20 protein-coding genes are annotated in these 23,876 nt (G+C 60.1%); 12 read left to right on the forward strand and 8 right to left on the reverse strand.

What is annotated here, in order from left to right; translation table 11 throughout:
• Positions 1-61: 61 nt before the first annotated feature.
• The 4 genes from AAFN47_RS04590 to AAFN47_RS04605 are packed head-to-tail and all read right to left on the reverse strand — an operon-like array spanning position 62 to position 3,767.
• On the reverse strand, positions 62-778 hold the full coding sequence (locus tag AAFN47_RS04590; RefSeq protein ID WP_499808039.1) for an LrgB family protein: 717 nt from the start codon (positions 776-778) through the stop codon (positions 62-64).
• Positions 771-1,202 carry a CidA/LrgA family protein gene (locus tag AAFN47_RS04595; protein WP_499808040.1) on the reverse strand — a complete coding sequence of 144 codons (432 nt, stop codon included), beginning with the start codon at positions 1,200-1,202 and terminating at the stop codon, positions 771-773. The genes AAFN47_RS04590 and AAFN47_RS04595 overlap by 8 nt, the downstream gene beginning before the upstream one ends.
• A complete protein-coding gene (locus tag AAFN47_RS04600; protein ID WP_499808041.1) occupies positions 1,159-2,427 on the reverse strand; it encodes a ribulose-bisphosphate carboxylase large subunit family protein in 1,269 nt (422 codons plus the stop codon). The genes AAFN47_RS04595 and AAFN47_RS04600 overlap by 44 nt, the downstream gene beginning before the upstream one ends.
• The gene (locus tag AAFN47_RS04605; protein ID WP_499808042.1) at positions 2,424-3,767 is read right to left on the reverse strand and encodes a four-carbon acid sugar kinase family protein; all 1,344 of its coding nucleotides are present in this window, start codon (positions 3,765-3,767) and stop codon (positions 2,424-2,426) included. Before AAFN47_RS04605 ends, AAFN47_RS04600 begins: the two co-directional genes overlap by 4 nt.
• Positions 3,768-3,943: 176 nt before the next feature.
• On the opposite strand from AAFN47_RS04605, the gene AAFN47_RS04610 reads away from it, so the two are divergent.
• The 5 genes from AAFN47_RS04610 (at position 3,944) to dusA (ending at position 9,170) form a co-directional block, all read left to right on the forward strand.
• Entirely contained in the window at positions 3,944-4,771 is an 828-nt protein-coding gene (locus tag AAFN47_RS04610; protein ID WP_499808043.1) for a phosphogluconate dehydrogenase C-terminal domain-containing protein, read from the forward strand.
• A gap of 74 nt (positions 4,772-4,845) precedes the next feature.
• Positions 4,846-5,820, forward strand: coding sequence for a TRAP transporter substrate-binding protein (locus AAFN47_RS04615; RefSeq protein ID WP_499808044.1), 975 nt, complete (start codon positions 4,846-4,848; stop codon positions 5,818-5,820).
• Positions 5,821-5,878: 58 nt separating this feature from the next.
• Positions 5,879-6,394: a TRAP transporter small permease gene (locus AAFN47_RS04620; RefSeq protein ID WP_499808045.1), complete on the forward strand. Its 516-nt coding sequence runs from the start codon at positions 5,879-5,881 to the stop codon at positions 6,392-6,394.
• On the forward strand, positions 6,391-7,665 hold the full coding sequence (locus AAFN47_RS04625) for a TRAP transporter large permease (protein WP_499808046.1): 1,275 nt from the start codon (positions 6,391-6,393) through the stop codon (positions 7,663-7,665). Before AAFN47_RS04620 ends, AAFN47_RS04625 begins: the two co-directional genes overlap by 4 nt.
• 512 nt (positions 7,666-8,177) lie before the next feature.
• Positions 8,178-9,170 (forward strand): tRNA dihydrouridine(20/20a) synthase DusA, encoded by a 993-nt coding sequence (dusA, locus tag AAFN47_RS04630; RefSeq protein WP_499808047.1) that lies wholly within the window; start codon positions 8,178-8,180, stop codon positions 9,168-9,170.
• Here the strand turns inward: dusA and ngg are convergent, their stop codons facing one another.
• On the reverse strand, positions 9,171-10,949 hold the full coding sequence (gene ngg, locus AAFN47_RS04635) for an N-acetylglutaminylglutamine synthetase (RefSeq protein WP_499808048.1): 1,779 nt from the start codon (positions 10,947-10,949) through the stop codon (positions 9,171-9,173). It abuts the gene before it with no gap.
• Positions 10,950-10,954: 5 nt separating this feature from the next.
• On the reverse strand, positions 10,955-12,730 hold the full coding sequence (locus AAFN47_RS04640; protein WP_499808049.1) for an N-acetylglutaminylglutamine amidotransferase: 1,776 nt from the start codon (positions 12,728-12,730) through the stop codon (positions 10,955-10,957).
• 87 nt (positions 12,731-12,817) lie between these two features.
• Here AAFN47_RS04640 and AAFN47_RS04645 point away from each other — a divergent pair, with 87 nt between their 5' ends.
• The gene (locus AAFN47_RS04645) at positions 12,818-13,348 is read left to right on the forward strand and encodes a MarR family winged helix-turn-helix transcriptional regulator (protein ID WP_499808050.1); all 531 of its coding nucleotides are present in this window, start codon (positions 12,818-12,820) and stop codon (positions 13,346-13,348) included.
• A gap of 35 nt (positions 13,349-13,383) precedes the next feature.
• Here the strand turns inward: AAFN47_RS04645 and AAFN47_RS04650 are convergent, their stop codons facing one another.
• Positions 13,384-14,631, reverse strand: a complete 1,248-nt coding sequence (locus AAFN47_RS04650) for a Zn-dependent hydrolase (protein ID WP_499808051.1) — start codon at positions 14,629-14,631, stop codon at positions 13,384-13,386.
• 144 nt (positions 14,632-14,775) lie between these two features.
• Between AAFN47_RS04650 and AAFN47_RS04655 the strand changes: the two genes are divergently transcribed.
• From AAFN47_RS04655 to AAFN47_RS04680, 6 genes are all read left to right on the forward strand, one after another.
• Positions 14,776-16,335, forward strand: a complete 1,560-nt coding sequence (locus AAFN47_RS04655) for an ABC transporter substrate-binding protein (RefSeq protein WP_499808052.1) — start codon at positions 14,776-14,778, stop codon at positions 16,333-16,335.
• A 97-nt stretch (positions 16,336-16,432) separates the two neighbouring features.
• A complete protein-coding gene (locus AAFN47_RS04660) occupies positions 16,433-17,377 on the forward strand; it encodes an ABC transporter permease (protein ID WP_499808053.1) in 945 nt (314 codons plus the stop codon).
• A complete protein-coding gene (locus AAFN47_RS04665; protein ID WP_499808054.1) occupies positions 17,377-19,317 on the forward strand; it encodes a dipeptide/oligopeptide/nickel ABC transporter permease/ATP-binding protein in 1,941 nt (646 codons plus the stop codon). Before AAFN47_RS04660 ends, AAFN47_RS04665 begins: the two co-directional genes overlap by 1 nt.
• Complete coding sequence (locus AAFN47_RS04670) at positions 19,314-20,303, forward strand: ABC transporter ATP-binding protein (protein ID WP_499808055.1); 990 nt, start codon at positions 19,314-19,316, stop codon at positions 20,301-20,303. Before AAFN47_RS04665 ends, AAFN47_RS04670 begins: the two co-directional genes overlap by 4 nt.
• Positions 20,296-21,078: a FadR/GntR family transcriptional regulator gene (locus tag AAFN47_RS04675; protein ID WP_499808056.1), complete on the forward strand. Its 783-nt coding sequence runs from the start codon at positions 20,296-20,298 to the stop codon at positions 21,076-21,078. Before AAFN47_RS04670 ends, AAFN47_RS04675 begins: the two co-directional genes overlap by 8 nt.
• Positions 21,079-21,189: 111 nt before the next feature.
• On the forward strand, positions 21,190-22,359 hold the full coding sequence (locus AAFN47_RS04680; protein WP_499808057.1) for an osmoprotectant NAGGN system M42 family peptidase: 1,170 nt from the start codon (positions 21,190-21,192) through the stop codon (positions 22,357-22,359).
• Between the two features lie 2 nt (positions 22,360-22,361).
• Here the strand turns inward: AAFN47_RS04680 and AAFN47_RS04685 are convergent, their stop codons facing one another.
• Positions 22,362-23,801 (reverse strand): MmgE/PrpD family protein, encoded by a 1,440-nt coding sequence (locus tag AAFN47_RS04685; protein WP_499808058.1) that lies wholly within the window; start codon positions 23,799-23,801, stop codon positions 22,362-22,364.
• Between the last annotated feature and the right edge of the window lie 75 nt (positions 23,802-23,876).

Consider the following 23,876-nt stretch of genomic DNA (forward strand, 5'->3'; position numbering starts at 1 on the left):
GATGCAGGTGTCCTTTGGGTATTCCGGATGATCACCGACTGCGAGTTCGATGGATGCAGAATCACAGAAATAGGCCGAGTACGAATGGAACGAGAACGCTCGTCACCAAAGCGTTCAGGGCCATGCCGATACCGGCGAAAGCGCCCGCGACCTCGTTGACCTGAAAGGCGCGCGCAGTGCCAATTCCGTGAGCGGCTACACCGACTGCAAAGCCGCGCGCACGCCAATCCCGTATCCGGAGGCCGTTCATCAAAGGCGTGACGATCACCGCGCCTATGATGCCTGTAAGGATCACAAGCACTGCGGTCAGCGAGGTTAGGCCGCCAAGTGCGTCCGAGATGCCGATCGCCACAGGCGCGGTCGTCGATTTGGGGCTGATAGAGACAACGACCTGCTCCGGAAGGCCGAAGGCAACAGAGAGCCCTACCGCCGAGACTGCCGCAGCCACGGATCCTGCGACGAGTGCGGCCACCATCGGCAAAACGAGCCTGCGGATCGTCGAGCGGTTGGAATAAAGCGGTATCGCCAGCGCCACTGTTGCCGGCCCAAGCAGGAAATGGATGAACTGGGCGCCCTCGAAATATCGCCAGTAAGGAGTCTCGGTCATCCACAGGACCACGGCCATCACGCAAACTGCCATCAGAACCGGGTTCGCCAAGGCGTGGCGCCCGACCCGCTTCGACACCTGGTCGGCTGCGAGATAGATTACGATCGTGCAACTCAGCCACCAGAGCGGCTCGGTTGTCAGGTAGCTCCAGATTTTGGCGGGATCACCCATCCTGCGTGCCCTCCGGCGCACGAGCGAGGCGTTCCACGAAGAGGAATGTGTAGACGCTGACCAGCATGGCGAAGACCGTGCTTAGCACCAGCACTGCCGTTATTGGCAGCCAGTTGTCCGCAAGGACGTCGATGTTCGCAACAACGCCGACGCCCGCAGGGACAAAGAGGAGCGACAAGTGCGCCAGGATCGTCCGAGCCGTACCCTCGATCTTCAGCAAGACATCCGGCCTGACCGTCAACAGGGATGCCAGCAGGGCGAACCCGATCACCGGGCCGGGGACGGGCAGGCCCATGCTACGAGCGCTGACCTCTCCGACAAGCTGAAGAACGAATAACAGGGCGATCGCATTCAGCATGGGGGGCCTTGTTTGAAGCGCGTCAGAGCGTTTCGGGCTCTGGGCGTTTGTAGGTTTCAAGCGCATGCTTCAACTCGCCGCGAGCTTCAGCGTGGGTTTCGACAGGGATGCCATCCCGTGCGGCCTCTGCGGCCTGGCGCAATGCTATCACGCCGGCCGCGGATCCGTCCGGATGTCCCTGGATCCCTCCTCCGGCGCAGAAGATGAAGTCGTCGTTGCCAAGAACGTCCCGCGCCGGGGCGACCTGCCACGCGGTCTGGGCCGAGGAATAGACCGGCACAGCGGCGTAGTCCGGTCCGCCATCTTCGAACACTGGCGCCTGTACCGACCGCGCGGACTGCGCGACCACACTGTCGGCCTCGGTGAACTTGCTGCCCAGCCCGTTGACATGGAGGTGATCCGCTCCGGCCAATCGCCAGAGCTTCTGCCAGACAGGGAAACCGATGCCGATATCGGGCGAGCGGGAAAATAGTCCCCAGCCGGCGCGATGGCCGTGGAGGATGTGGGGACTGCGTTCGCGTACGGCTCGAAGGCCGCTCATCCCGACCGAGCTCACGCAAACCATGGCGCAATTAGCACCGTGCTCGGTCAGCAGGTCGAGATTGCGCCACATAGTGTCGATCTCGTCGGTAATGTTGAAGGCGTACATGACGCGCTTACCGGTACGCTCCTCGTAGTCCTTCAACACGCGCATGACGGCGGCCACGCGCTGGTCCAGCGGGCAGTGCGGACCGTTGGCCTGAAGCTCGTCATCCTTGATGAAATCGATTCCGGCCTCGGCCAGCGTCTTCACAAGCGCTGCAGTCTCCTCTGGCCCCAGACCCACACAGGGCTTGATGATTGTGCCGATCATCGGTCCCTCGCTGCCTATGAGGGCGGCGCGGGTGCCGGGAGCGCCGAACTGGGGTCCCGGGTTGGTCGCTGCGAATTCGGACGGCAGTCCGATCTCTGTCAGGCGAATGGCGGAGAGTTCCGCCAGTTCGAAAAGGTTGCCGGCAAGGGTGGACAGCAGTGTGGTCAGCGAGGCGCCGAAGTTTTCCATCGGCCAGCTGATGCGGGCAGTTCCGCGCTCGTAGCTGGCTGCGTCGATTCGACAGGGTAGCGACGGGGTGGGCGAAGTGCTTGTCACCTCCAGGCTCTCGATCCGCGCACCGTTGCGGACACGGATCTCATTGGTGTCGTGGGCGATCTTGCCGAATGAGCCGGTCGACTGTTCACTCGCCAGAACTTCCGCCCCCCTGGCAATTCCGAGGGGCGATTCCAACTCGTAGGTCGCGGTTATGCGGGTCATCTTGGTCCTCCCCCATCGCGGACCCAGCCGAAGTAATCAGGGCTACCCATCTGTCCGCCTTTCAATGCAAGTTCGAGTCCGTCCATTGCGCCATCTGCGTGCGCCTTGAAAATCGAGGCTCCGGGAATTGTCGGGGCTAGGACCGACAAGGCGTAAACACCAAGTTGCCGGGTCGCATGTCCCGAAGTGTCCCCGCCCGAGATGACCGCACGGCGGGTGTCAGTCCGGGTCAGCACGTTGCGCAGGACTTGTCCGAGAGCCTCACCAATGCGCTGGTTCACTTCGCCCAGGTCGATGCCAACTCCCCGGATGGCGTTGCGCAATCGCTCAACTGTGGGGTCGTCGGGGCCTTCGGCGGTATGGATCAACGGATCACGTCCATCGTTCAGCGCGGCTACAGCCATCTCCGAAACGCGTACTATCTCTTGCTTCAGCGTCGCTGCGCTGCTGCAGGCGGCGAAAACGTCAAAGGCGATGGAGGCAAATCCGTTGTCCTTGGACCAAGCAATCTGTTCGGCGGTTGTCGGCGAAACTGAACCGGAAACGGAGACCATTCTCTTCGCGCGGCCAATGCCGATCGGATCTACTGCGGAAGGAAGCGCGCCAATGTTTCGCCAATGTCTGACCAGCGCAAATTCGATTCCCTGAGAACCGACCACGAAGGGGCTGGCCTCCCGCCCGTCCCAGATAATTCGTCCGGCCTCAGCCTCCGAGGCGGCATCGAGACAGTCAAGACTGACGACGGCAATGCGCCCGGTATCGGCTGAAGCGAAAGTTCCCAGCGAAGTGATCTTGGGCAAGTCCTCAAGGGTCAGCACTGCACCGTCGATCCACTCCGATTGCCGCGCGATGTGCACAGCCACATCCGCTTCGGACATCGGCGTGACGGGGTGCCTGGACATCACAGGGTGTCGGTCCAGTCGATAAACGCCACGTCCGTGGCCCGCGAAGAGTTGCCCGAAGGCCTGGTAGCGTCTCATTTGCGGGGCGGCGATCAGCACAGGGACGGTTCGCGTCCCGGTCAAGGCGGCGCCGATCTCCGTCGCGCAACCGATGGAACCGATCTCGGGTGAAGAATCCAGTGTCGAACAGGCCTTGTAGTGCAAGATGGCCGGGTTCAACTCGGCCAGTCGTGTGAACGCTTTCGGCAGTTCCTCCCTCATCCAGGTCGGAGACGCAGTCCGCGCCGTCGATGCAACGCCTATCCCGCGCAGGTCCGGATAGCGGGCGAGTTGCTCCTCCGTCGGAGGTTCCAGGAACAGCATCGACTGCAGTCCTGCGAAGGCGAGCACCTCCATAGTGGCGGCGGCGCCTGTGAAATCATCCCCATACCAGGCCACCAGCAGTCCCTTAGGGAGGGACTCTGCCGGCTGCGGTGTTGGCTCAGAAAACAGTGAATATGATACGGGGCTTGACATAATGAGTATGTTAGTATCTGATCATACCAGTTGTCAAGCGCATCGGCGCATCGGCGCATCGGCGCATCGCAGATCCAGATCTTTAAGGAGGAAACAGCATGAAGTTGGCGTTGTTTGGTGCAGGTGGAAAGATGGGGATGCGGCTCTCAGCGAATCTTCTTAAATCCGAAGCATTCGAGACATCGCATATCGAGGTGTCCGAGGAAGGCCGTGCTCGACTTGCCTCGGAACTCGGCGTGATCGCCGTGAACGCGGCCGACGTAGCGCCGGATGCCGATATCATCGTCCTTGCCGTGCCTGACACGGTGATTGGCAAAGTTGCCACCGGTATCATCGACCGGGTGAAATCCGGCGCGATGATTTTCTGTCTCGATGGCGCTGCGCCATTTGCCGGGCGCCTGCCTGAGCGCGCAGACGTCACTTACTTCATGTCCCATCCCTGCCATCCGCCGATCTGGAACGACGAAACCGACCCCAACGCCAATAAGGACTACTTTGGCGGCATCGCGGCCAAACAGGGCATCGTCAATGTCTTGATTCAAGGGCCGGAGGAAGACTACGAGCTCGGCGAGCGCGTCGGTAAGGCGATCTACGCGCCTGTCGTCCGTTCGCACCGTGTGACGCTGAAGCAATTCGCTCTGCTGGAACCGGGCCTGTCGGAAACCGTCAACGGCTCGCTCATGCTGGTGCTGCGTCAGGCGATGGATGAGGTGGTCAAGAAAGGCGTCAGCTACGATTGCGCCAAGGACTTCCTGCTGGGCCACATGAACATCATGGGCGCCGTCATGTTCGATGAACACAAGGGAGTGTTCTCGGACGCAGCGAACAAGGCTATCGAATTCGGCCTTCCCGTCCTGATGAAGGACGACTGGAAGCGCTGCTTCGACGATGATGAAATCGCCGCAAGCGTCGAACGGATCACCTGACCGACAGCCGCAGAATTCCCAAGTTCAACCAGGGCAATTGCCCAAATTCAACCCAACGCATTGGAGGAATGCTTATGCGCTTTTTAAATTCGACCCTGGCCATCCTGGCCCTAGCCGGCGGACTGGCCGCCTCGGCGGTTTCAGCAAAGGACATGAACCTGGCCTTCACGCCGCCGCTCAACTCTCACTATGGCGATGCGGGCAAAGCATTTGCTGCAAAAATCGAGGAGCTGTCCGGCGGTGACATCACTATCAATCTCAAACCCGCGGGCGCCCTGGGTGGCGAGCGCGATGTGTTGGAGGGGCTGCAAATCGGCTCGATCGAGCTGACCATCTCATCAACCGGCCCGGTCGGCAACTTCGTGCCTGCCGTGTACGCACTGGACTTCCCGTTCCTGTTCGAAAGCTACGACCACGCCCGCAGCGTGCTGGACGGTGAGATCGGGCAGGAACTGCTGGCGGAATTCGAGCGTCACGACATGGTGGGCCTGGCCTGGGCCGAGAACGGTTTTCGCCATATCACCAACTCGGTTCATCCCATCGAGACGCCTGAGGACCTGTCGGGGCTGAAGCTGCGCACCATGGAGAACCAGGTGCATATCGCGGCGTTTCAGGCGGCAGGCGCCTCGCCCACGCCGATGAGCTGGACCGAGGTGCTGACTTCGCTGCAGCAGGGCACCATCGACGGTCAGGAGAATCCGATCCCGGTGCTAACCGCCAATAACATGTGGGAAATCCAGAAGTACCTGACCCTATCGGGCCATGTGTATTCCCCCGCCGTGGTGGTGATGTCGAAGATCCACTGGGACGGACTGAGCGAGGAAGAGAAAGGCTGGATGCGCGATGCCGCGAAAGCCGCCGCCGAAGCCGCCCGTGCCACTGTCAGCGCCAATGAAGAGTCCGGCGTAGCCTTGCTGCGTGAAAACGGCATGGAAGTGATAACGGATGTGGACAAGGCCGCTTTCGCCGCCGCGGTCCAGCCGGCCTATGGGCAGTTTGCCGAGCAATACGGCGCCGACCTGATCGAGCGGATCCGCGCCGCTAAGTAAGGCCAGACTGCGCCGCCCGACAACTCTCGGGCGGCGCGCTCAACCGGGAGGAGGACCCATGAATACTTTGGAACGCTTTGCCGGCAGACTTGTTTCCGTGATTCACAATTTTGCGGCGCTTCTGCTCGCCTTGGCTTCGGCCCTGGTCTTCTATCAGGTGGTGACCCGTTTCGTGATCGGCCATTCGGCTACCTGGACCGAGGTCCTGGCCCGCGCGGTGATCATTTGGATGGTCTTTCTGGTCTCCGGTCCGGCGCTCTACCTGGGCCGGATGATCCCGATCGACGTGATCCGCGAGGTGATGCCGAAGCGCGTCCAGCTTTGGTTGATCCGTTTCGTTACAGCTGCCATTGCAACTGTGCTGCTGGTGCTGATCTGGTATGGCTACAAGATGACACTGAGAGTCATGGATCAGCAAGTCGCGATGATCGGAATCTCCGTTGCCTGGTTCTACGCCGCAGTACCCATCGGTTCCGCCCTGGCGCTCTTCGGGCTCTTTCTGTCGCATCTTGACGCAGAGCGCGGCCACATTGGCCAGCTTGACGAGGGCGATCATGGGGAGACGATCAAATGAACGCCGCTCTTGCACTTTCGCTGATACTGTTCTTCGCCCTTTCCGTGCCGGTCGCCATCGCCATCGCACTGGCCTCGATCTTCGGGATCACATTCTTCTCGAACCTGCCGCTTCTCGTTGTGCCACAGAAAATGTTTACGGGGCTCGACAGCTTTCCCTTGATGGCGGTGCCTTTTTTCATTCTTGCCGGCAACCTGATGACACGCGGCGGCATTTCCCACCGGCTGGTTGATTTTGCGAAGTCAGTGGTGGGCGGGATGCAAGGCGGGTTGGCTTCGACCACGATCTTGGCCTGCATGATATTCGCTGCGATTTCGGGTTCATCGGTCGCGACGACCTTCGCCATCGGTTCGATCCTTATTCCGGCGATGGTCCGGCATGGCTATCCGGCGCCCATGGCCGCCTCATTGCAGGCCTCCTCCGCGGAACTAGGCGTCATCATCCCGCCGTCGGTGCCACTGATCCTCTTTGCCGTGTCCACCGAAACCTCGATCACACAGCTCTTCATCGCCGGGCTCGGGCCGGGGCTTTTGGTCGCCGGCGCGCTGCTCGTCATGGTGCAAGTCTGGTGTCGTGTGAAAGGTTACGGTCAGGACGACGGAGACGATCGCAAGCCCATCTTAGGCTCCTTCCTTCACGCCTTCTGGGCTCTGCTTATGCCCGTTATCATTATTGGCGGCATCTACGGAGGTATTTTTACCCCCACCGAGGCTGCGGCGGTCTCAGTTGTTTACGCGCTGGTTCTTGGCCTCTTCGTGTACCGGGAGATGTCTGTCGCCGACCTCCCGGAACTCTTCCGAGGCGCGGCAGTCACCTCGGGAGCGGTCATGCTCATCATTTCTGCGGCTGCACTCTTCAGCTTCCTGATCTCTCTATCGGGGATGCCGAACGCTATCGGGGACTGGGCGAAGGAAACATTTTCTTCGCCATTGACATTCCTGCTGGCAATCAACGTCCTGCTGTTTTTCATCGGCATGTTTATTGAGACGGCGGCAGCGATCCTGGTGCTCGCGCCGATCCTGACGCCGGTGGCCATCTCTTTCGGGGTTGATCCGGTGCATTTCGGCGTGGTTGTAGTGGTCAATCTGGCCCTCGGCATGTTCACCCCACCACTCGGGGTCAATCTGTTCGCAGCGGCGCAGGTTGCGGATTTGCCGGTACAGCGAATGTTCAAGACGCTCATTATTCCGGTCCTGACCATGATAACCGCGCTCATGCTGATCACTTATGTACCGCAGATATCGCTGTTCATGCGGGATCTTTTAACTTGAAAAAGCAAGGGACCTTTCTAATTGAAGGGGCGGCACAAATGCCAAAAAGGTGCTCACCATCCGCACTGCCTCATTCAATGCCGCACCTGCCTCAGTTTATTCAATCTCTGCGGCAACTGCCCAAGCCTTTTTACCTCCATCGAAAATATCGTTGCCAAGTCGGACCGCCCGGAAACGCTCCGTCCCCTCAATCATTGATGTCGTTGTGACCCGCGACCCCGCCAGAATGTTGCCGGGCGTCGATAGCCGCACACTCAAGATCACCAAAGGCGACAGGCCGGTATAGGTCGGCGATGTCGATCAAGAGCATGGAGATGCGCTGACCCATTACCTGCCGGGGAATTCACGAAGGTCTTGATGCAGTGACGTAGGCAGCAACGGTGAGGTGACTGCCTTGTACCGAATCTTGCGCCGTTTGTGCACCGAGAGATCAAAAGTGATACTAATCTGTGCAATTTGGTTTACAAACCACTGCGCACGATTTCGATTGGCTCCATGAAAACACAGGAATAATGCAATATTATCGATCGCGTATATTCGCCATTGCGCCCATGATGGATTGGACGGACAGGCACTGTCGTTTTCTGCATCGGCAAATGACCCGGCATGCGCTTCTTTACACCGAGATGGTGACCGCCGACGCGGTGATCCATGGCGATCGCGAGCGACTGATCGGGTACGACCCGGCCGAGCATCCGGTCGCCTTGCAACTCGGCGGGTCGGAGCCTTCAAAGATGGCCGAGGCGGCGCGCATCGCCGCCGATATGGGTTACGATGAAATCAACATGAATGTCGGTTGTCCGTCAGACAGGGTTCAATCCGGTCGGTTCGGCGCCTGCCTGATGCAGGAGCCAGACCTTGTGGCGGAATGCGTGTCGGCGATGAAACAGGCCGTTTCACCTCCCGTCACCGTCAAATGCCGCCTCGGCGTGGATGATCAGGACATCGAAACCGCTCTCGACACGATGGCCGACGCCACATTCGCTGCCGGCGGCGACGCGCTGTGGGTGCATGCGCGCAAGGCCTGGCTTGAGGGGCTAAGTCCGAAGGAAAATAGGGATATTCCGCCGCTTGATTACGATCGGGTGTTTCGTCTGAAACAGCGATTGCCGAGTCGATTCATAGGGATAAACGGCGGCATTGAGAATCTGAATCAGGCGTTGGAGCTGTTGGTTCATACCGACGGCGTCATGCTTGGACGCGCCGCCTACCACAATGCCGGCCTTCTGGTTGATGTCGATCGGCGGTTTTTCGGCGATGGCTCTCCGCCTGTCGACTGGATGACGGTCCGTGACGCCATGATGGATCACGCCGCCCGGCATATCGCCGGCGGCGGGCGGATGGTTCACATCACCCGCCACATGGTGGGACTGTTCCACGGCATGCCGGGCGCGAAGCGCTATCGTCAGATCCTGTCGGTGAAGGGTCCCGCCGCCGACGCCGGTCCGGAAGTGATTGCCGAGGCTTTCGACGCTGTTCGCTTTGGCGAGCAGCTTGTCGCCTGACTATTCTTCGGTTTCGTCGTCCGGTTGGCGTTTTTTGCTGGCGGCGGAGAATGGGAACATCAGGTCGACATAGCGTTCCGCCGTTGGCTGCGGTTCGTGGTTGGCGAGCCCCGGTCTTTCGTTGGCTTCAATGAAAACGTAGTCGGGTTCGCGCGGGCTGCGCACCATCAGGTCGATGCCGGTCACCGGAATCTGTATCGCTCGCGCGGCGGCGACGGCCGCTTCGATAAGGGCAGGGTGGGTCTCGGCGGTCACGTCCTCGATCGTGCCGCCGGTGTGCAGGTTGGCGGTCTTGCGGACCAGGATCTCGCGTCCCTGGTCCGGAACGTCCTCCCAGCCCAACTCGGCGTTGGCAAGGCAGCGTTCGGTTTCCGCGTCCGTCGGGATGGTGCTTTCGCCGCCGGTCGCGCTTGACCGCCTGCGGCTTTGCACCTCGATGAGCTTTCGCACATCGCTCACGCCGTCACCAACAATGCGGGCCGGTTTTCGGATTGCGGCGGCGACAACCTTGTAATCTATGACGACCAGCCTGAGGTCGCTGCCTTCGAAACACTGTTCGATGACGATGTCGGGGCAGAGGGATTTTGCGTATTCGACGGCGGCTTCCATCTCCTCCGCGTCCGTCAGGCCGACGGCGACGCCCATGCCCTGTTCGCCGCGCGCCGGCTTGACCACCACGCTGCCATGTGCAGCCAGGAATTCCGCCCGCGCGTTGGCGTTGTCGTCAGTCAGTTGCGCCGGCACCTTGACGCCGGCCTTCTCCACAATGCGTCGGGTCACCCGCTTGTCGTCGCAGATCGACATGGCGACAGCCGTCGTCAGTTCGCTCAGCGCCTCGCGGCACAGGATCGAGCGGCCTCCGTGAGAGAGCCGGAAGAAGCCGCCTTCTGCATCGACGATTTCGACCGCAATGCCGCGGCGGCGCGCTTCGTTGACGACGATCTTCGCATAGGGATTGAGATCCGCGTCGGGCTGCTGGCCGACGAACAGCTTTTCGTTGATAGGGTTCTTGCGTTTGACCGCGAACACCGGCACGCGGCGAAACCCGAGTTTCTCGTACAGGCCGATGGCCGGCGCGTTGTCGTGCAAAACCGACAGATCCATATAGGCCGCCTCGCGCGCCTGGAAGTGTTCCGCCAGGCGCCGCACCAACGACTCGCCAATGCCGGCGTAGGGCGCCTTTGGCGACACTGCCAGGCACCAGAGCGACGAGCCGCGCTCGGGGTCGTCGAACGCGCGGGTGTGATCGACGCCCATGACCGAGCCGATGATCGCGCCGGATTCGGTATCCTCGGCCACCAGGACCGTCAGTTTTCGCGCGTCGCGATGTTCCCAGAAAAAGTCCAGTGGCACCTGGACCATGCCAAGCTCGGAATAGATGACATTCACCGACTCCGCGTCGCTCACCGTTGTCAGGCGACGTATGAAGAATGCGTGTTTCCTGCGGCGGGCAGGGCGGTAGCTGGTCAGGTCGAGGCGATAGGTGAGGGATGGGTCGAGAAACAACTCCTGCGGCGCAAGCGCCACGGCGACCTGCGGTTCCTGGACATAGAAGGCGATATCGCGCCGGTCTGGACGCTCGCGGCGAAGGGCCGCGGTTATCGATTCGGTGTCGAGGAACGTGTTGGCGAAGATCAGCCTTCCCCAGCCGCAATCAACGATCGACTGCGGCGTGCGTTGGGACGAGCCCGCGCTCTGCGGACGCAAATTCGCCTCCCGCATGCGTTTGAGACGATGGTCCGTGGCGCCGCGCGGGCGGGGCTTTTCCTTGGCTGTCACTGTGCTCAGATTCCTTGTTCCTGAAGCCACATCTCAAGCAGCGACACCTGCCAGAGTTCGGACCCTCTCAAAGGCGTGATGTGCTCGGCCGGGGCGTCGAACAGGGCATCGAGATAGTCCTGTCGGAAGAGGCCTCGATCCCGCGCGCTCTGCGAGCCGAGCGCGTCTCGCACCATTTCGAGATAGGGGCCGTCAATGTATTTGAGCGCCGGCACCGGAAAATAACCTTTCGGCCGGTCGATGACTTCGCTCGGGATGATCCTGCGCGCGACATCCTTGAGAACGCCTTTGCCGCCCTGCGCCAGCTTGAGCCCGGACGGCGCCCGGTTGGCCAGCTCCACAAGTTCGTGATCGAGGAAAGGCACGCGAGCTTCCAGCCCCCAGGACATCGTCATGTTGTCGACTCGCTTCACCGGATCGTCGACCAGCATGACATTCGTGTCGAGGCGCAATGCCTTGTCGACAGGATCGTCGGCGCCCGGGCGGGCGAAATGTTCGCGAACAAACGCGATGCATTCATCCGTATCGGCCATATAGTCCTGAGAGAGATGCTCGCCGAGTTTCTTATAGCTGCGGTCAAAAAACGCCGCGGCGTAGTCGCTTACAGGATCGTTGGAGTTGGCGAGCGGCGGATACCAGTGATAGCCGGCGAAAACCTCGTCGGCGCCCTGTCCGGACTGGACGACCTTGATCGACTTGGCGACCTCGCGGCTCAGCAGGAAAAATCCGACATTATCGTAAGAGACCATCGGTTCCGACATCGCCCGGATCGTCGCCGGCAGGTTGGCGCGCATTTCCTCTGAAGGGATGAAGATCTTGTGGTGGTTGGTGTCGTAGTGGTGGGCGATCAGGTCCGAATATTTGAACTCATCACCCCTTTCGCCATGGGCTTCCTCGAAGCCGATGGAATAGGTCGCCAGATGTTCCTGGCCCTGTTCGGCGAGCAGGCCGACGATCAGTGAACTGTCGACGCCGCCCGACAGAAGCACGCCGACCGGCACGTCCGCCACCATGCGGCGACGAACGGCGGTGCGCAGCGCCTCCAGCAGCATGTCGGTCCACTCTTCCGGATCGCGGCGCACGTCTTCCGCCGAGCGCGTAAAGTCCGGTTTCCAGTACACCGTGTCCTCGAAAGTCCCGTCAGGCTCGATGACGCGTATGGTCGCCGGCGGCAATTTGCGCACGCCGGCCAGGATTGTTCTTGGCGCCGGAACCACGGCGTGCCAGCTCATATAGTGCTGCAGGGCGATCCGGTCGATGGACGTGTCCAGACCGCCGCTTTTGACAAGCGCGGGCAGGGTGGAAGCGAAACGCAGCGCGCCCCGGGTTTCGGCGAGGTAAAGCGGCTTGATGCCGAAGCGGTCGCGCACAAGGATGACCCTGTCGGTTTCGCGCTCGTGGATTGCGAAGGCGAACATGCCCTGCAGCTTGCCGACAGCCTCCGGCCCCCATTCGGCCCATGCCTTGAGGATAACTTCCGTATCTCCGGTGGAAGCGAATCTGTGCCCCCTGCTTTCCAGTTCGGCCTTCAGCTCCGGATAGTTGTAGATGCAGCCATTAAAGGCGATTGCGTAGCCGAGATGGGTGTCGACGAAGGGCTGGGCCGCGGCTTCCGACAGGTCGATGATCTTGAGGCGTCTATGGCCGAATCCGACGCGGCCGCGCACCATGACGCCGGCGCCGTCCGGTCCGCGCGGAGCCATGGCGTTGGCCATGTTTTCAATGCGCGACGCGGACGCCATTTGTCCGTCGAAGGTGATTTCGCCACAAATTCCACACATATGGTTCTGTTGTCCTTTGGTTTCTTTTCGTTTGACGGCAAATGATTATAACACTAATGGTTTTTGTTCAACCAATAGGTCATGAGAATGTCGGCCGATGAACTGAAATCGCTGCAGAAGGCCTTGCGCCGGATCATCCGGGCGCAGGATGTCCACTCTCGCCGAATTGATCGAACGGTTGGTCTGACCCTGCCGCAGCTCGTTGTCCTGCAATGCGTTCGTGATCTCGGGGAGGTGACGAGCCGGGCGATCTCCAAAGAGGCCAGTCTCAGTCCGCCGACAGTGGTCGGCATACTCGACAAGCTCGAACTCAAGGGGATGATCGAACGATACAGGTCCGAGAGCGACCGACGCATCGTCCACACGATCCTCACCGAGCGGGGCAGGTTGGCCCTCGATGATGCGCCGTCTCCGATTGGGGTTTCCTTCGATCATGCTTTCCTGACAATTCCGGCGGGACGCAGAAGCGAAATCGTGAAGAGTTTCGAAACCGTGGCCGAGCTTTGTGAAACAAGTGTGGCCGACATGCAGGATCAAACCAATCTTCAGCAAGATGGCGGCGACATTGCCAGAGTCGCAATTCAGCCAGTGAACCGGCTGAGATCCGACAGGCATTGATAACGCGGATCTCCGATAAAGGTTCCGCGAATTCGTTATAGCTCTGCGCGAGAAAGGCGAATGAGCGAGGCAAGCAGCAGATTTGCCCCTTTATAAATCGCGCTCCAATCGGTCCATTCTTCTGGCGCATGGCTGACGCCATCTCTGCTCGGCACGAATATAAGGGCGGCCGGGCACAGCGCCTGCATGGTCTGGGCATCGTGGCCGGCGCCGGACGGCATAACGAGAGAGGGGTAGCCGAGACGGTCTGATTCTTCACGCAGAAGCAAAACCAGTGATGCGTCGAGTTCGACGGGAGCAAGCCGGCTCCGTTCATCGATGGTTGCGGTCAGGCCGTGTCTCGAGGAAATGGCGCCAATCTGATCGCGCACCGCCTCGACCACGCGCTGCAGCACGGCGGCGTCGCTATCTCGAATGACGATCGAAAAATCTGCAAGACCGGGTATGGTGTGCGGAAAATTCGGCTCGATTTCTACTTTGCCGATCGTCAGGCGGGTCTGTTCATCACCATGCTGTTCGATGATCGAGGGCAGGGCTCCTCCCAGTTCCGCCAGGCCGGCAAAGGCGTCCGCGCGCAAATCCATCGGCGTCGTACCGGAGTGGTTGGCGCGTCCTTCCAGTCGAACGCCCAGATTGACGACGCCGGAAACGGAGTCCGCTACGCCGATGGCGATGTTTTGGCTTTCGAGGACCGGGCCCTGTTCAACATGCAGTTCCAGAAACGCTTTTATGGTTCCGGGCGCGCGCGCGCAGCGCAAGGCGCTATAGGCGTCGAGGTCCTGTTGCGCCATGGCGTCGACCAGCGACAAACCAACGGCGTCGACCGCCTGATCGATCCAGTGTCTTTGTATTTGCCCGGAGATCGCCTGCGACCCGAGCATGCCGCCGAAGCGGCCTTCTTCCTCCGCAGTCGCCACCACTTCGATGGCGATGTCCGGCGCATATCCCGCATCCTTCATGGCGAGAACGCATTCGAGCGCCGCGCAAACGCCGAGCGTCCCATCGAAGGCGCCGCCCTCCGGCACTGTGTCGAGGTGCGACCCCGCCATGATGCAGGGACCTTCCGCCGGGCCGAAGCGTCCGAAGACGTTTGCGACGCCGTCCTGTGACACAGACAGGCCCTCCGCGCGCAAGGTGTCGGCAAACCAGCGCCGGACGCGCATATCCGGATCGCTGTATCCGATCCGGTTGAACCCTCCGGTTTGCGGGTTCCCGCCGAAGCCATTTACCGCGTCAAGCAAGGATTTTAGGCGATTTGAGTTGATTGCCGGTTTTTTGGGCATATCCAATTGTGTTTTGTTTTCAGTCAGTTGTGAAGCATTTCTTCCCGATTTTTTGTTATACAAAATTTATCATGAAAAATCATTGCAAAATGCCAAAATTTTTATGTTTAATACCCACCATCGCAACAGAGGGAGAATGACCCGATGAAAAGGCTTCTGGCCGCCGCCGTCGCGGCGCTAAGTTTGATGCTCTCACAAGCCGCCTTCTCGCAGACCCCGCCGAACGTTCTTGTCGTCGGGCAGATCGCGGAACCGAAATCCATGGATCCGGCGACGGTGACGGCCGTCAACGATTTCCGGATTTTGATGAATGTGTATGACGGTCTCGTCCGTTACAAGGACGGGACGCTGGAGGTGGAGCCGTCGCTTGCGGAAAGCTGGACAATCTCCGACGATGGAACTGTATATACGTTCAAGCTTCGCGAAGGCGTCAAATTTCACGATGGAACCGATTTCAACGCCGAAGCGGTCAAATTCAACTTCGACCGGATTCTGGACGAGAACCACCCGTTCCACGACACCGGGCCGTTTCCGCTCTCTTTCTACTTCTCTTCGGTAGAGGAAGTGAACGTCGTTGATCCTCTTGCAATCGAGTTCAAACTGAACGCTCCCTATGCGCCGTTTCTGTCGAACCTCGCCTACACGCCGGGTCTGATGGTCTCTCCAGCGGCGGTGGAGGCGCAAGGCAAGGACTTCGGCCGCAACCCGTCAGGCACAGGCGCGTTCAAATTTGCTGAATGGGAGGCGAACTCCAAGGTCGTCGTCGTGCGCAACGAAGACTACTGGGACGGCGCCCCGCCACTGGAGGCTGTGATCTATCGGCCGATCACGGACGCCAATACGCGTATAGCCGAGATGCTCTCGGGCGGCCTCGACATCATGGTGGAGGTTCCTCCGGACAGCCTTGCCCAGTTTCGCGACAATGACAGTTACAAGGTCGTCGAACAGGCCGGTCCGCATCTCTGGTTCCTCATTCTGAACCTCAAGGAAGGTCCCTTTGCCGACAAGAAGGTGCGTCAGGCCGCCAACTACGCCATCAACAAGAAGGCGCTCGTCGAAAACATCCTGCAGGGCACGGCGCAGGTCGCAGCCGGGCCGACGCCTCCGGCTTTCGCATGGGCCTACAATGACGCTCTGGAGCCGTATCCTTATGATCCGGAAAAGGCCAGAGCACTGCTTGCAGAGGCGGGTTACGATGGCGCCGAAATCACCTTCTATGTGACCGACGGCGGCTCGGGAATGCTTGATCCGGTGTCCATGGGCACCGCCATCCAGGCCGATCTGGAAGCCGTCGGCATGAAGGTCAACGTCGAAACCTACGAGTGGAACACCTTTCTCGGCAAGGTCAATCCCGGACTTGAAGGCAAGGCTGACATGGCGGAAATGGCGTGGATGACCAATGATCCGGATACGCTGCCGTTTCTTGCCTTGCGCAGCGAAGCCTGGCCGGACAAGGGCGGCTTCAATTCGGGCTACTATTCCAATCCGAAAGTCGATGAACTCCTGAACAACGCCCGCAAGTCGACCGATCAGACGGAGCGCGCGAAACTCTACCAGGAAATGCAGGCCATTGTTCAGGAAGACGCGCCCTGGGTGTTCGTCGCCAACTGGAAACAGAATGCGGTGACGAAATCAAGCGTCGAGGACTTCAAGCTGCAGCCATCCTTCTTCCTGATGTTGCAGAAAGTCTCCAAGCCGCAATAGGCTGTGACTTCGCATCCGCTCCGGCGCCGTCGCGCCGGGGCCGGTTGAAAGAAACCCGTGGCGGCCGCCAGCCGGCCGTCATCAGGAAAGAGAATTCATGGTCTCATACATCGCCAAGCGACTGCTGGCTGCGATTCCCGTGCTTCTCGGACTGACGGTCATCGTCTTCTTCATCATGGCGATGATTCCGGGCGATCCGGCGACCGCCATTCTCGGCACCTATGCGACTCCGGAAAATGTGGAGAAGCTCAACCGCGACCTTGGCCTCGACAAGCCGCTTGTCCAGCAATACTTCATTTGGCTCGGCAATCTTGTCCAAGGCGATTTCGGTCGCTCCTTCGCCCTCAATCGTCCTGTGCTCGACGAGGTCCTGGAACGCTTCTCCGCGACATTGATCCTCGCCGGAACGGCGCTGGTTCTGTGTTCCGTTCTGGGGCTTCTGGCTGGCGTCATATCGGCGGTGCGGCAGTTCGGCTGGACGGACAGGATCGTGACGCTTGTCGTGCTTGTCGGCATCTCGACGCCCAGTTTCTTTCTCGGTTTGCTGCTTATCCTGGTCTTCGCCGTCAAGCTGCAGTGGCTGCCGGCGAGCGGCATGTGGGCGATCTACGGCGGCGGCGACTTGCCGGATCTGCTGCGCCATCTGATCCTGCCGGCCTCTACGCTTGCGGTCGTCGCTACGGGCGTGATCGCACGGCTTACGCGCACCGCCATGCTGGAAGTGCTCCGGCAGGATTTCATACGCACCGCCCGCGCCAAGGGGCTTCCCGAGCGCAAGGTTATCATGAAGCACGCCTTCAAGGCCGCGCTCGTCTCCGTCATTCCGGTTATCGGCATCCAGGCCGGCTTCGTGCTGGGCGGCGCTGTTTACATCGAAACCGTGTTCCAGTGGCCGGGAATTGGCTCGATGCTGGTCAAGGCGATCTCCACACGCGATCTGCTGCTGGTGCAGGGAGGCGTTCTTGTGGTCGCGGCCGCCTATGTTCTGTTCAATCTTGCAGCCGACGTCGTTCAGACGATGATCGATCCGAGGTTGCGCTGATGGCTGAAACCGCTGCTGTTTCACCCGCCTTGAAGCGCTCTGTGAGCAACCGGCAGAGCAATTTTCGCCTGCTGATGAACAACCGGCTCGCCGCCGGCGGACTCGTGATTCTGGCAGTCGTCGTGCTGATTGCGTTGGCAGCGCCGATCCTGCCGCTTGTCGATCCCGACGTCACTGATCCGGCAAACCGTCTGTTGCCAGCGTTTTCAGAGGGGCATCTGCTTGGAACCGATGAACTCGGACGCGATCTTCTGTCTCGGCTGATCTGGGGCACGCGGGTGTCGCTGGCTGTCGGCCTGTCGGCAACCGTTATCGCCGCGTTCTTTGGTTCGCTCGTCGGTCTCGTCGCAGGCTATGCCGGCGGCCGCACCGACGCCATTTTGATGCGCGGCGTCGATATGGTCATGGCATTTCCGTACATCCTGCTGGCTTTGGCGATTGTCGCTGTTTTGGGGCCGGGTCTTCTGAACGCGCTCTACGCCATTGCCGTGGTCAACATTCCGTTCTTCGCGCGCAATATCCGCGGCATGGCGCTCGGTCTGTCGCGTCGCGAGTTCGTCGACGCCGCGCGCCTTTCCGGCATGTCGCATATGCGCATCCTGTTCGGCGAAGTGCTTCCGAACGTTCTGCCTGTCATCATCATAACCATGTCGACGACGATCGGCTGGATGATCCTTGAAACGGCGGGCCTCTCTTTCCTCGGGCTCGGGGCGCAACCGCCGCAGGCCGATCTCGGCTCGATGCTCGGGCAGGGGCGCAAGGTGCTGTTCACCAACCCGCATGTCTCGATCATTCCCGGTATGATGATTTTCGTGCTTGTCATGAGCATCAATCTTCTGGGCGACGGCGTGCGCGACGTCCTCGACCCGCGTCTGAAATCGGGATCGCTGACACGTCCTGTCGCCAGGACTGCGGTCAAACGCGCTGTCATGCCCGGTGATCTGGCGCCGCACGGCGATGCAATTCTGGATGTCCGGGACTTGAAAACAGAGTTCCGTATCGGCGGCGAGGTATACAAGGCCGTGGGCGGCGTCGATCTGAGTGTCGGCAAGGGCGAATGTCTGGGAGTGGTCGGCGAATCGGGTTCGGGAAAGTCGGTTTCGGCCATGTCGATCATGGGACTGGCGCCCACTCCGCCCGGCCGGATTGTCGGTGGGGTGGCGTTGCTCAACGGTGAAGATCTCTTTGCGGCCTCGGACGAACGAATCCGCATGTTGCGCGGGCTATCCGTTTCACATGTATTCCAGGATCCGCTCTCGACATTGCATCCGCTTTTCACGGTGGGCAATCAGCTCGTCGAAGCGATACAGGCGCATAGCCGAATGACCGGCTCGCAGGCGCGCAAGAAGGCGGAAGCCCTGTTGCGTATGGTGCGTATTCCCAACCCGGCGGAAAGGCTGAAAGCCTACCCTCATGAACTGTCGGGCGGCATGCGCCAGCGGGTCTGCATCGCCATGGCGCTCGCCAACGATGCGGACGTCATTATCGCGGACGAACCGACGACGGCGCTTGATGTCACAGTCCAGGCCCAAATCCTGTCTCTGCTCGACCGACTGCGGAAGGACAACGACACCGGGATATTGTTCATCACACATGATTTCGGCGTGGTCTCGGCGATTTGCGACCGGGTCGCCGTCATGTATGCGGGCAAGGTGGTCGAAACCGGCGCGACGGAGGAGATCCTGAATCAACCTGCGCACCCCTATACGGCGAAGCTGATTGAGTGCGTGCCTGTGCTCGGCGAACCCGAGCGGCGCCTCGGAGCGATTTCCGGTCGCCCTCCGGTCGTCAACAGGTTGCCGGATGGCTGCGCCTTTGCGCCGCGCTGTCACAAGGCCACTGATGATTGCCGCAAAACGGAGATCGCAATGACGGACCTGTCCGACGGGCGCGCCGTGCGATGCATTCATCCACTTTCGGCAAGGGAGGCTGCGGCGTGAGCGAAGCGCTTCTGAAGATCGAGGCGGCCGAACGGATATTCGGCGGCGGACGAACCCTGTTCGGCAATCCGCTGCCGGCCGTGCATGCCCTCAGAGGCGTGAGCATCGAGGTGCAGAGAGGCGAAACGCTGGGTATTGTCGGGGAATCCGGTTGCGGCAAGTCCACGCTCGCCCGCATGCTGGTGGGACTTGATCAGCCGACTGGCGGCGCGATGACTTATGACGGGCACGATATCTCCGCCATGGCGCGCGCGGATGGAAGACAATTGGCGCGCAAGATCCAGTATGTTTTTCAGGATCCGCTTGCCTCGCTCAATCCGCGCAAGACGATTCGCGCCATTCTGGAAGCGCCTCTCGTCCACCTGCTCGGCATGGACAAGCCCGCGCGCCAGGCGCGGCTGGAAGAGCTCATGCAGGCGGTCAATCTTGCTCCGGAATTTCTGGAGCGCTACCCGCACGAGTTTTCAGGCGGTCAGGCGCAGCGCATCGGCATTGCGCGAGCGCTCGCGGCCGACCCGGAATTGATTGTGCTCGACGAGCCGGTTTCCGCGCTGGACGTTTCCGTGCAGGCGCAGGTTCTCAATATTCTTGATGACCTCAAACAACGCTTCAACCTGACCTACCTGTTCATCAGCCATGATCTGTCGGTGGTGGAGAGCGTCAGCGACCGTGTGGCGGTTCTCTATTTCGGCAAGCTCGCCGAAGTCGGGCCGGCCCGCTCGGTGTTTTCGGCGGCGCGTCACCCCTACACGCACCTTCTGCTGGAATCAGCGCCGGCTCCGGGTCGTAAACCCACCGCAGTCGAGGACGCCGAAACCGAGTTGCCCGATCCGTATAATCCGCCGCCCGGTTGCGCCTTTCACGCGCGATGTCCCCGAAGAAGCAATCTTTGTCTTCAGAGCGATCCACCGCTGGAGCCCTCGCCAGTTGATAGCAGGCATTTTGCCGCCTGCCATCATCCGCACGGGCGATATGCTGATGGCTGAACTCAAGGACGCCGTCGTATCAAGAACCGGGGGCGACCCGGTTGTCCGAAAGCGAAAGCGGCCGGATCTCGTGGCCGATATGATCCGCGAGAGAATCATTGGCGCCCATATGCGTCCCGGCGACCGGATACCAGCGGATTGGCTCATGCCGCAAACACTCGGCGTCTCGCGTGGAACAGTTCGCGAAGCGCTCAAGGTGCTCGAGTATCAGGGCTTGATCACCAGCAAGACCGGTCCAGGCGGCGGCGTCTTCATATGCGAGGTTCGCCCGGTCGACGCGATCCAGATGCTGGACAATCTGTTTTTGTTCAAGGCGCCCACGATTGCGGACATCTACTCCATTCGCAAGAAACTTGAACCGGAACTGGCTGCGTCGGTGGCAGGCAATCTTTCGGAGCAAGCAATGGCGGCGCTTCAAAACACCATTCGCCTTTACGAGAAAGAGCCTATAACGGCGGAAGAGGAATACAACCAGCGCCTCGCCGAACTGGATTTTCATGCCGAACTCGCAAGCCATTGCGACAACACGCTGCTCGGTTTCATGTGCCGTTTCCTGGTGAGCCTTCTGAGGGACATGACGGTGTGCCGCGAGATCTACCGGGAACCCAATTCGGAACTTCGCGAGACCGGTCTGCATTATCAAATCAGGCTTTTGCGGGCCATCAATGCGGGATATGCCGACAAGGCGCGCGAGATCATGTATGTCCATATGGTGGAAGCCGAGAAATACATGCTCGAAATGGCCGCCATCCGGGCGCCCGGAGAAGACGACTGAGTCTTCCGGGGCGGCCGGGGCTGACAGTCTCCGAGCAATTTGCAAGAATGGCGCTCCACGCTATCCCGGATTTCACAACACGAATTCGCAAAGAAACATTACGGAGGAGAAATGCCACGCCTGAATATCGACAGTGAGTATCTGGCGGACATGTTGGATAAGCTTCTGCATATTCCAAGCCCCACCGGATACACGGACAACATCGTCCGGTTCGTCTCGAAGCAGCTGATCGAACTCGGGCTTCAGGTGGAGTTGACGCGCAGAGGCGCGATCAAGGCTGTTCGTCGAGGCAATCGGCCGGAAGGCGCCCGCGCGATCGTATCCCATCTCGACACACTCGGCGCCCAGGTCAAGTTTCTCAAGAGCAACGGCCGGGTTTCGCTGGTGCCGATCGGGCACTGGTCGTCGCGCTTCGCCGAAGGCGCGCGCGCGACCGTGTTCAGTTCCAAGGGCGGCTATCGCGGCACGATCCTGCCCATCAAGGCGTCGGGACACACATTCAACGAAGAAATCGACACGCTGCCGGTGGCGTGGGAGAACGTCGAGATGCGCATCGACGCCTTGTCTCGCAACGAGGAGCATCTGGATCGCCTCGGCGTAGAGGTCGGAGACATTGTAGCGATCGATCCGCAGCCGGAATTTCTCGACAATGGCTACATCGTTTCACGACACCTCGACAACAAAGCCGGCGTGGCGGTCATGCTTGCGTCTCTCAAGGCCATGCAGGACCGGAACCTCAAAACGCCCGTCGACATACACTTCCTGTTTTCCATCGCAGAGGAGGTCGGTGTCGGCGCAGCCTCTATCGTGTCGCCCAACGTCGCTTCGATGATCGCCATCGACAACGGCACGACCGCGCCTGGCCAGAACTCCGACGAATTCGGCGTCACGATCGCCATGGCGGATCAGACCGGACCGTTCGACTACCACTTGACCAAGAAGATGGCCGATCTCTGTCAGAAGAATGATATTCGTTATCAGAAGGATATATTCAAATATTACCGATCTGATTCAGCCAGCGCCATCGAGGCGGGAGCGGACGTGCGCACCTCGCTCATAACATTCGGCATCGATGCCTCGCATGGTTACGAGCGCATCCATCTGCATGCGTTGAGATCGCTCGCCGAACTGGTGACGGCCTACGTGTCGAGCCCGGTCCAAATCAAGCGGGACTTCGAAGAGCACGGAGAACTCGACGGATTTACCCGTCAGTCAACTGGGGAAGCAGAACAGGAACTGTCCATCGACGTCGAGGAAGAGGAACTCGGCGCCCAGACCTGACGTCAGACGACCGCCGGGATTTCCGTGAGCGTTTCAGCGAGCCGGCGAGGACCGTCCGGCTGGCCGATGGCGCGCACAGAAGCAATCAACCGGTCCTGGGTCTCGACATCGAGAGCTGCGCAACACGCGCGAAATTTTTCTTCGAGATCGGCGTCGCTCATTGGGAGTAGCGGTCCGCCGCGATAGCGCGTGTCGGCCTCGGCTTCAAGGCGTCCACCGTCCTTCAGATGGAACACGACCCGCGAACGGATCAGATCAAAGCCCTTGGCGTTGATTTGCGGATCGACCGCAGTCGATATCCGCTTTTGCATATCCTGGAAAGCTGGCGCGCAGACGACATCGTCTTCGAATTCCGGGAGGCCGGCGCTTCGGTGCAGAACCAGCATTGAAATCAACGCAGCCATCGAAAATTTCGCCTGGAGGCCGTTTTTGGCGACGGCGTAGCGGATCGGATTCAGGATGTTGTCGCCGGCGAAGAATTCGATCCTGTCGACGTTTTCGGGCGCGACGCCATTGTCAATGACAAGCTTGCGAACCATGTCCATGGCCTGGTGGGTGAGGATCCCGCTGGGGTAGGGCTTGATGCTGACGCCGGGATCGAGGATCGACCAGGTCCGTCCCATCCCCTGATCCAGCTTTTCAAGCGAGAAGCCGTTGGCGAGCACAGCTGCGAAACCCCATTTGCCGTCCAGAGCGTCAGGATCGGCGGTGAAACCGCGCTTCGCCATCAATGCGGCCACGACTCCGTTTTCCGATGCGCGTCCGACATGCCATGGTTTGGCCATCGTGCCGAAGCTGCATCTCACACCCGCGGCCATGCTTGCGGCAAGGCCAAGCGCGTGCCGCATCTCCGTTTCGTTAAGTTCCAGAAGCCAGGCGGCCGCTGTCGCCGCGCCGAAGGTCGCCACGGTGCCTGAGGAATGATGTCCGCGCAGATAATGCTCGGGTTTCAGCCATTCCGAGACTTTGCAGGAAACCTCGAAACCAATGTTGAAGGCCGCGAGAAACCGATCGCCGTCCACATGCCCCAACATCTGCGAAACGGAAAGTGCTGAGGAGAGGGGCGCGGTCGTCGGGTGCGTCAGCAATCCGTAAACATGGTTTGGGTCATGGCTTACCTGAGTGTCGTCAAAATCGTGCGCATGGGCGGATATGCCGAAAGCGCGCGCCGCAACCTGAGCAGGGATCTTTCTCTGTCCGGCTCCCAGCAGAAAGGCGTCTTCGCGCCCGCCGTCGGAAGCAGCCATCGAGACAACGATGCGGGTGGCTTCGTCACTTAATCCCGCAACGTAAAGGCCGACCGTGTCGAGCATGCACCTTTTCGCAATTTCGAGAGCTTCAGTCGGAACATCGGCGAATCCGGTGGAGAGCGAAAAGTTAACAGCCTGTTGCGTGACATTGGTGTCAAATGACTGAAAATCCTGTTTTTTCTCGATTGTCACTACCTCGTTTCCTCTCGATTGCGCACAGGTGTCTGTGTCTTCAAATATTAAATTGTTGACAATCTTGGATCATTA

The sequence above is a fragment of the Hoeflea sp. CAU 1731 genome (assembly GCF_039888615.1).
Lineage (GTDB): Bacteria > Pseudomonadota > Alphaproteobacteria > Rhizobiales > Rhizobiaceae > Flavimaribacter.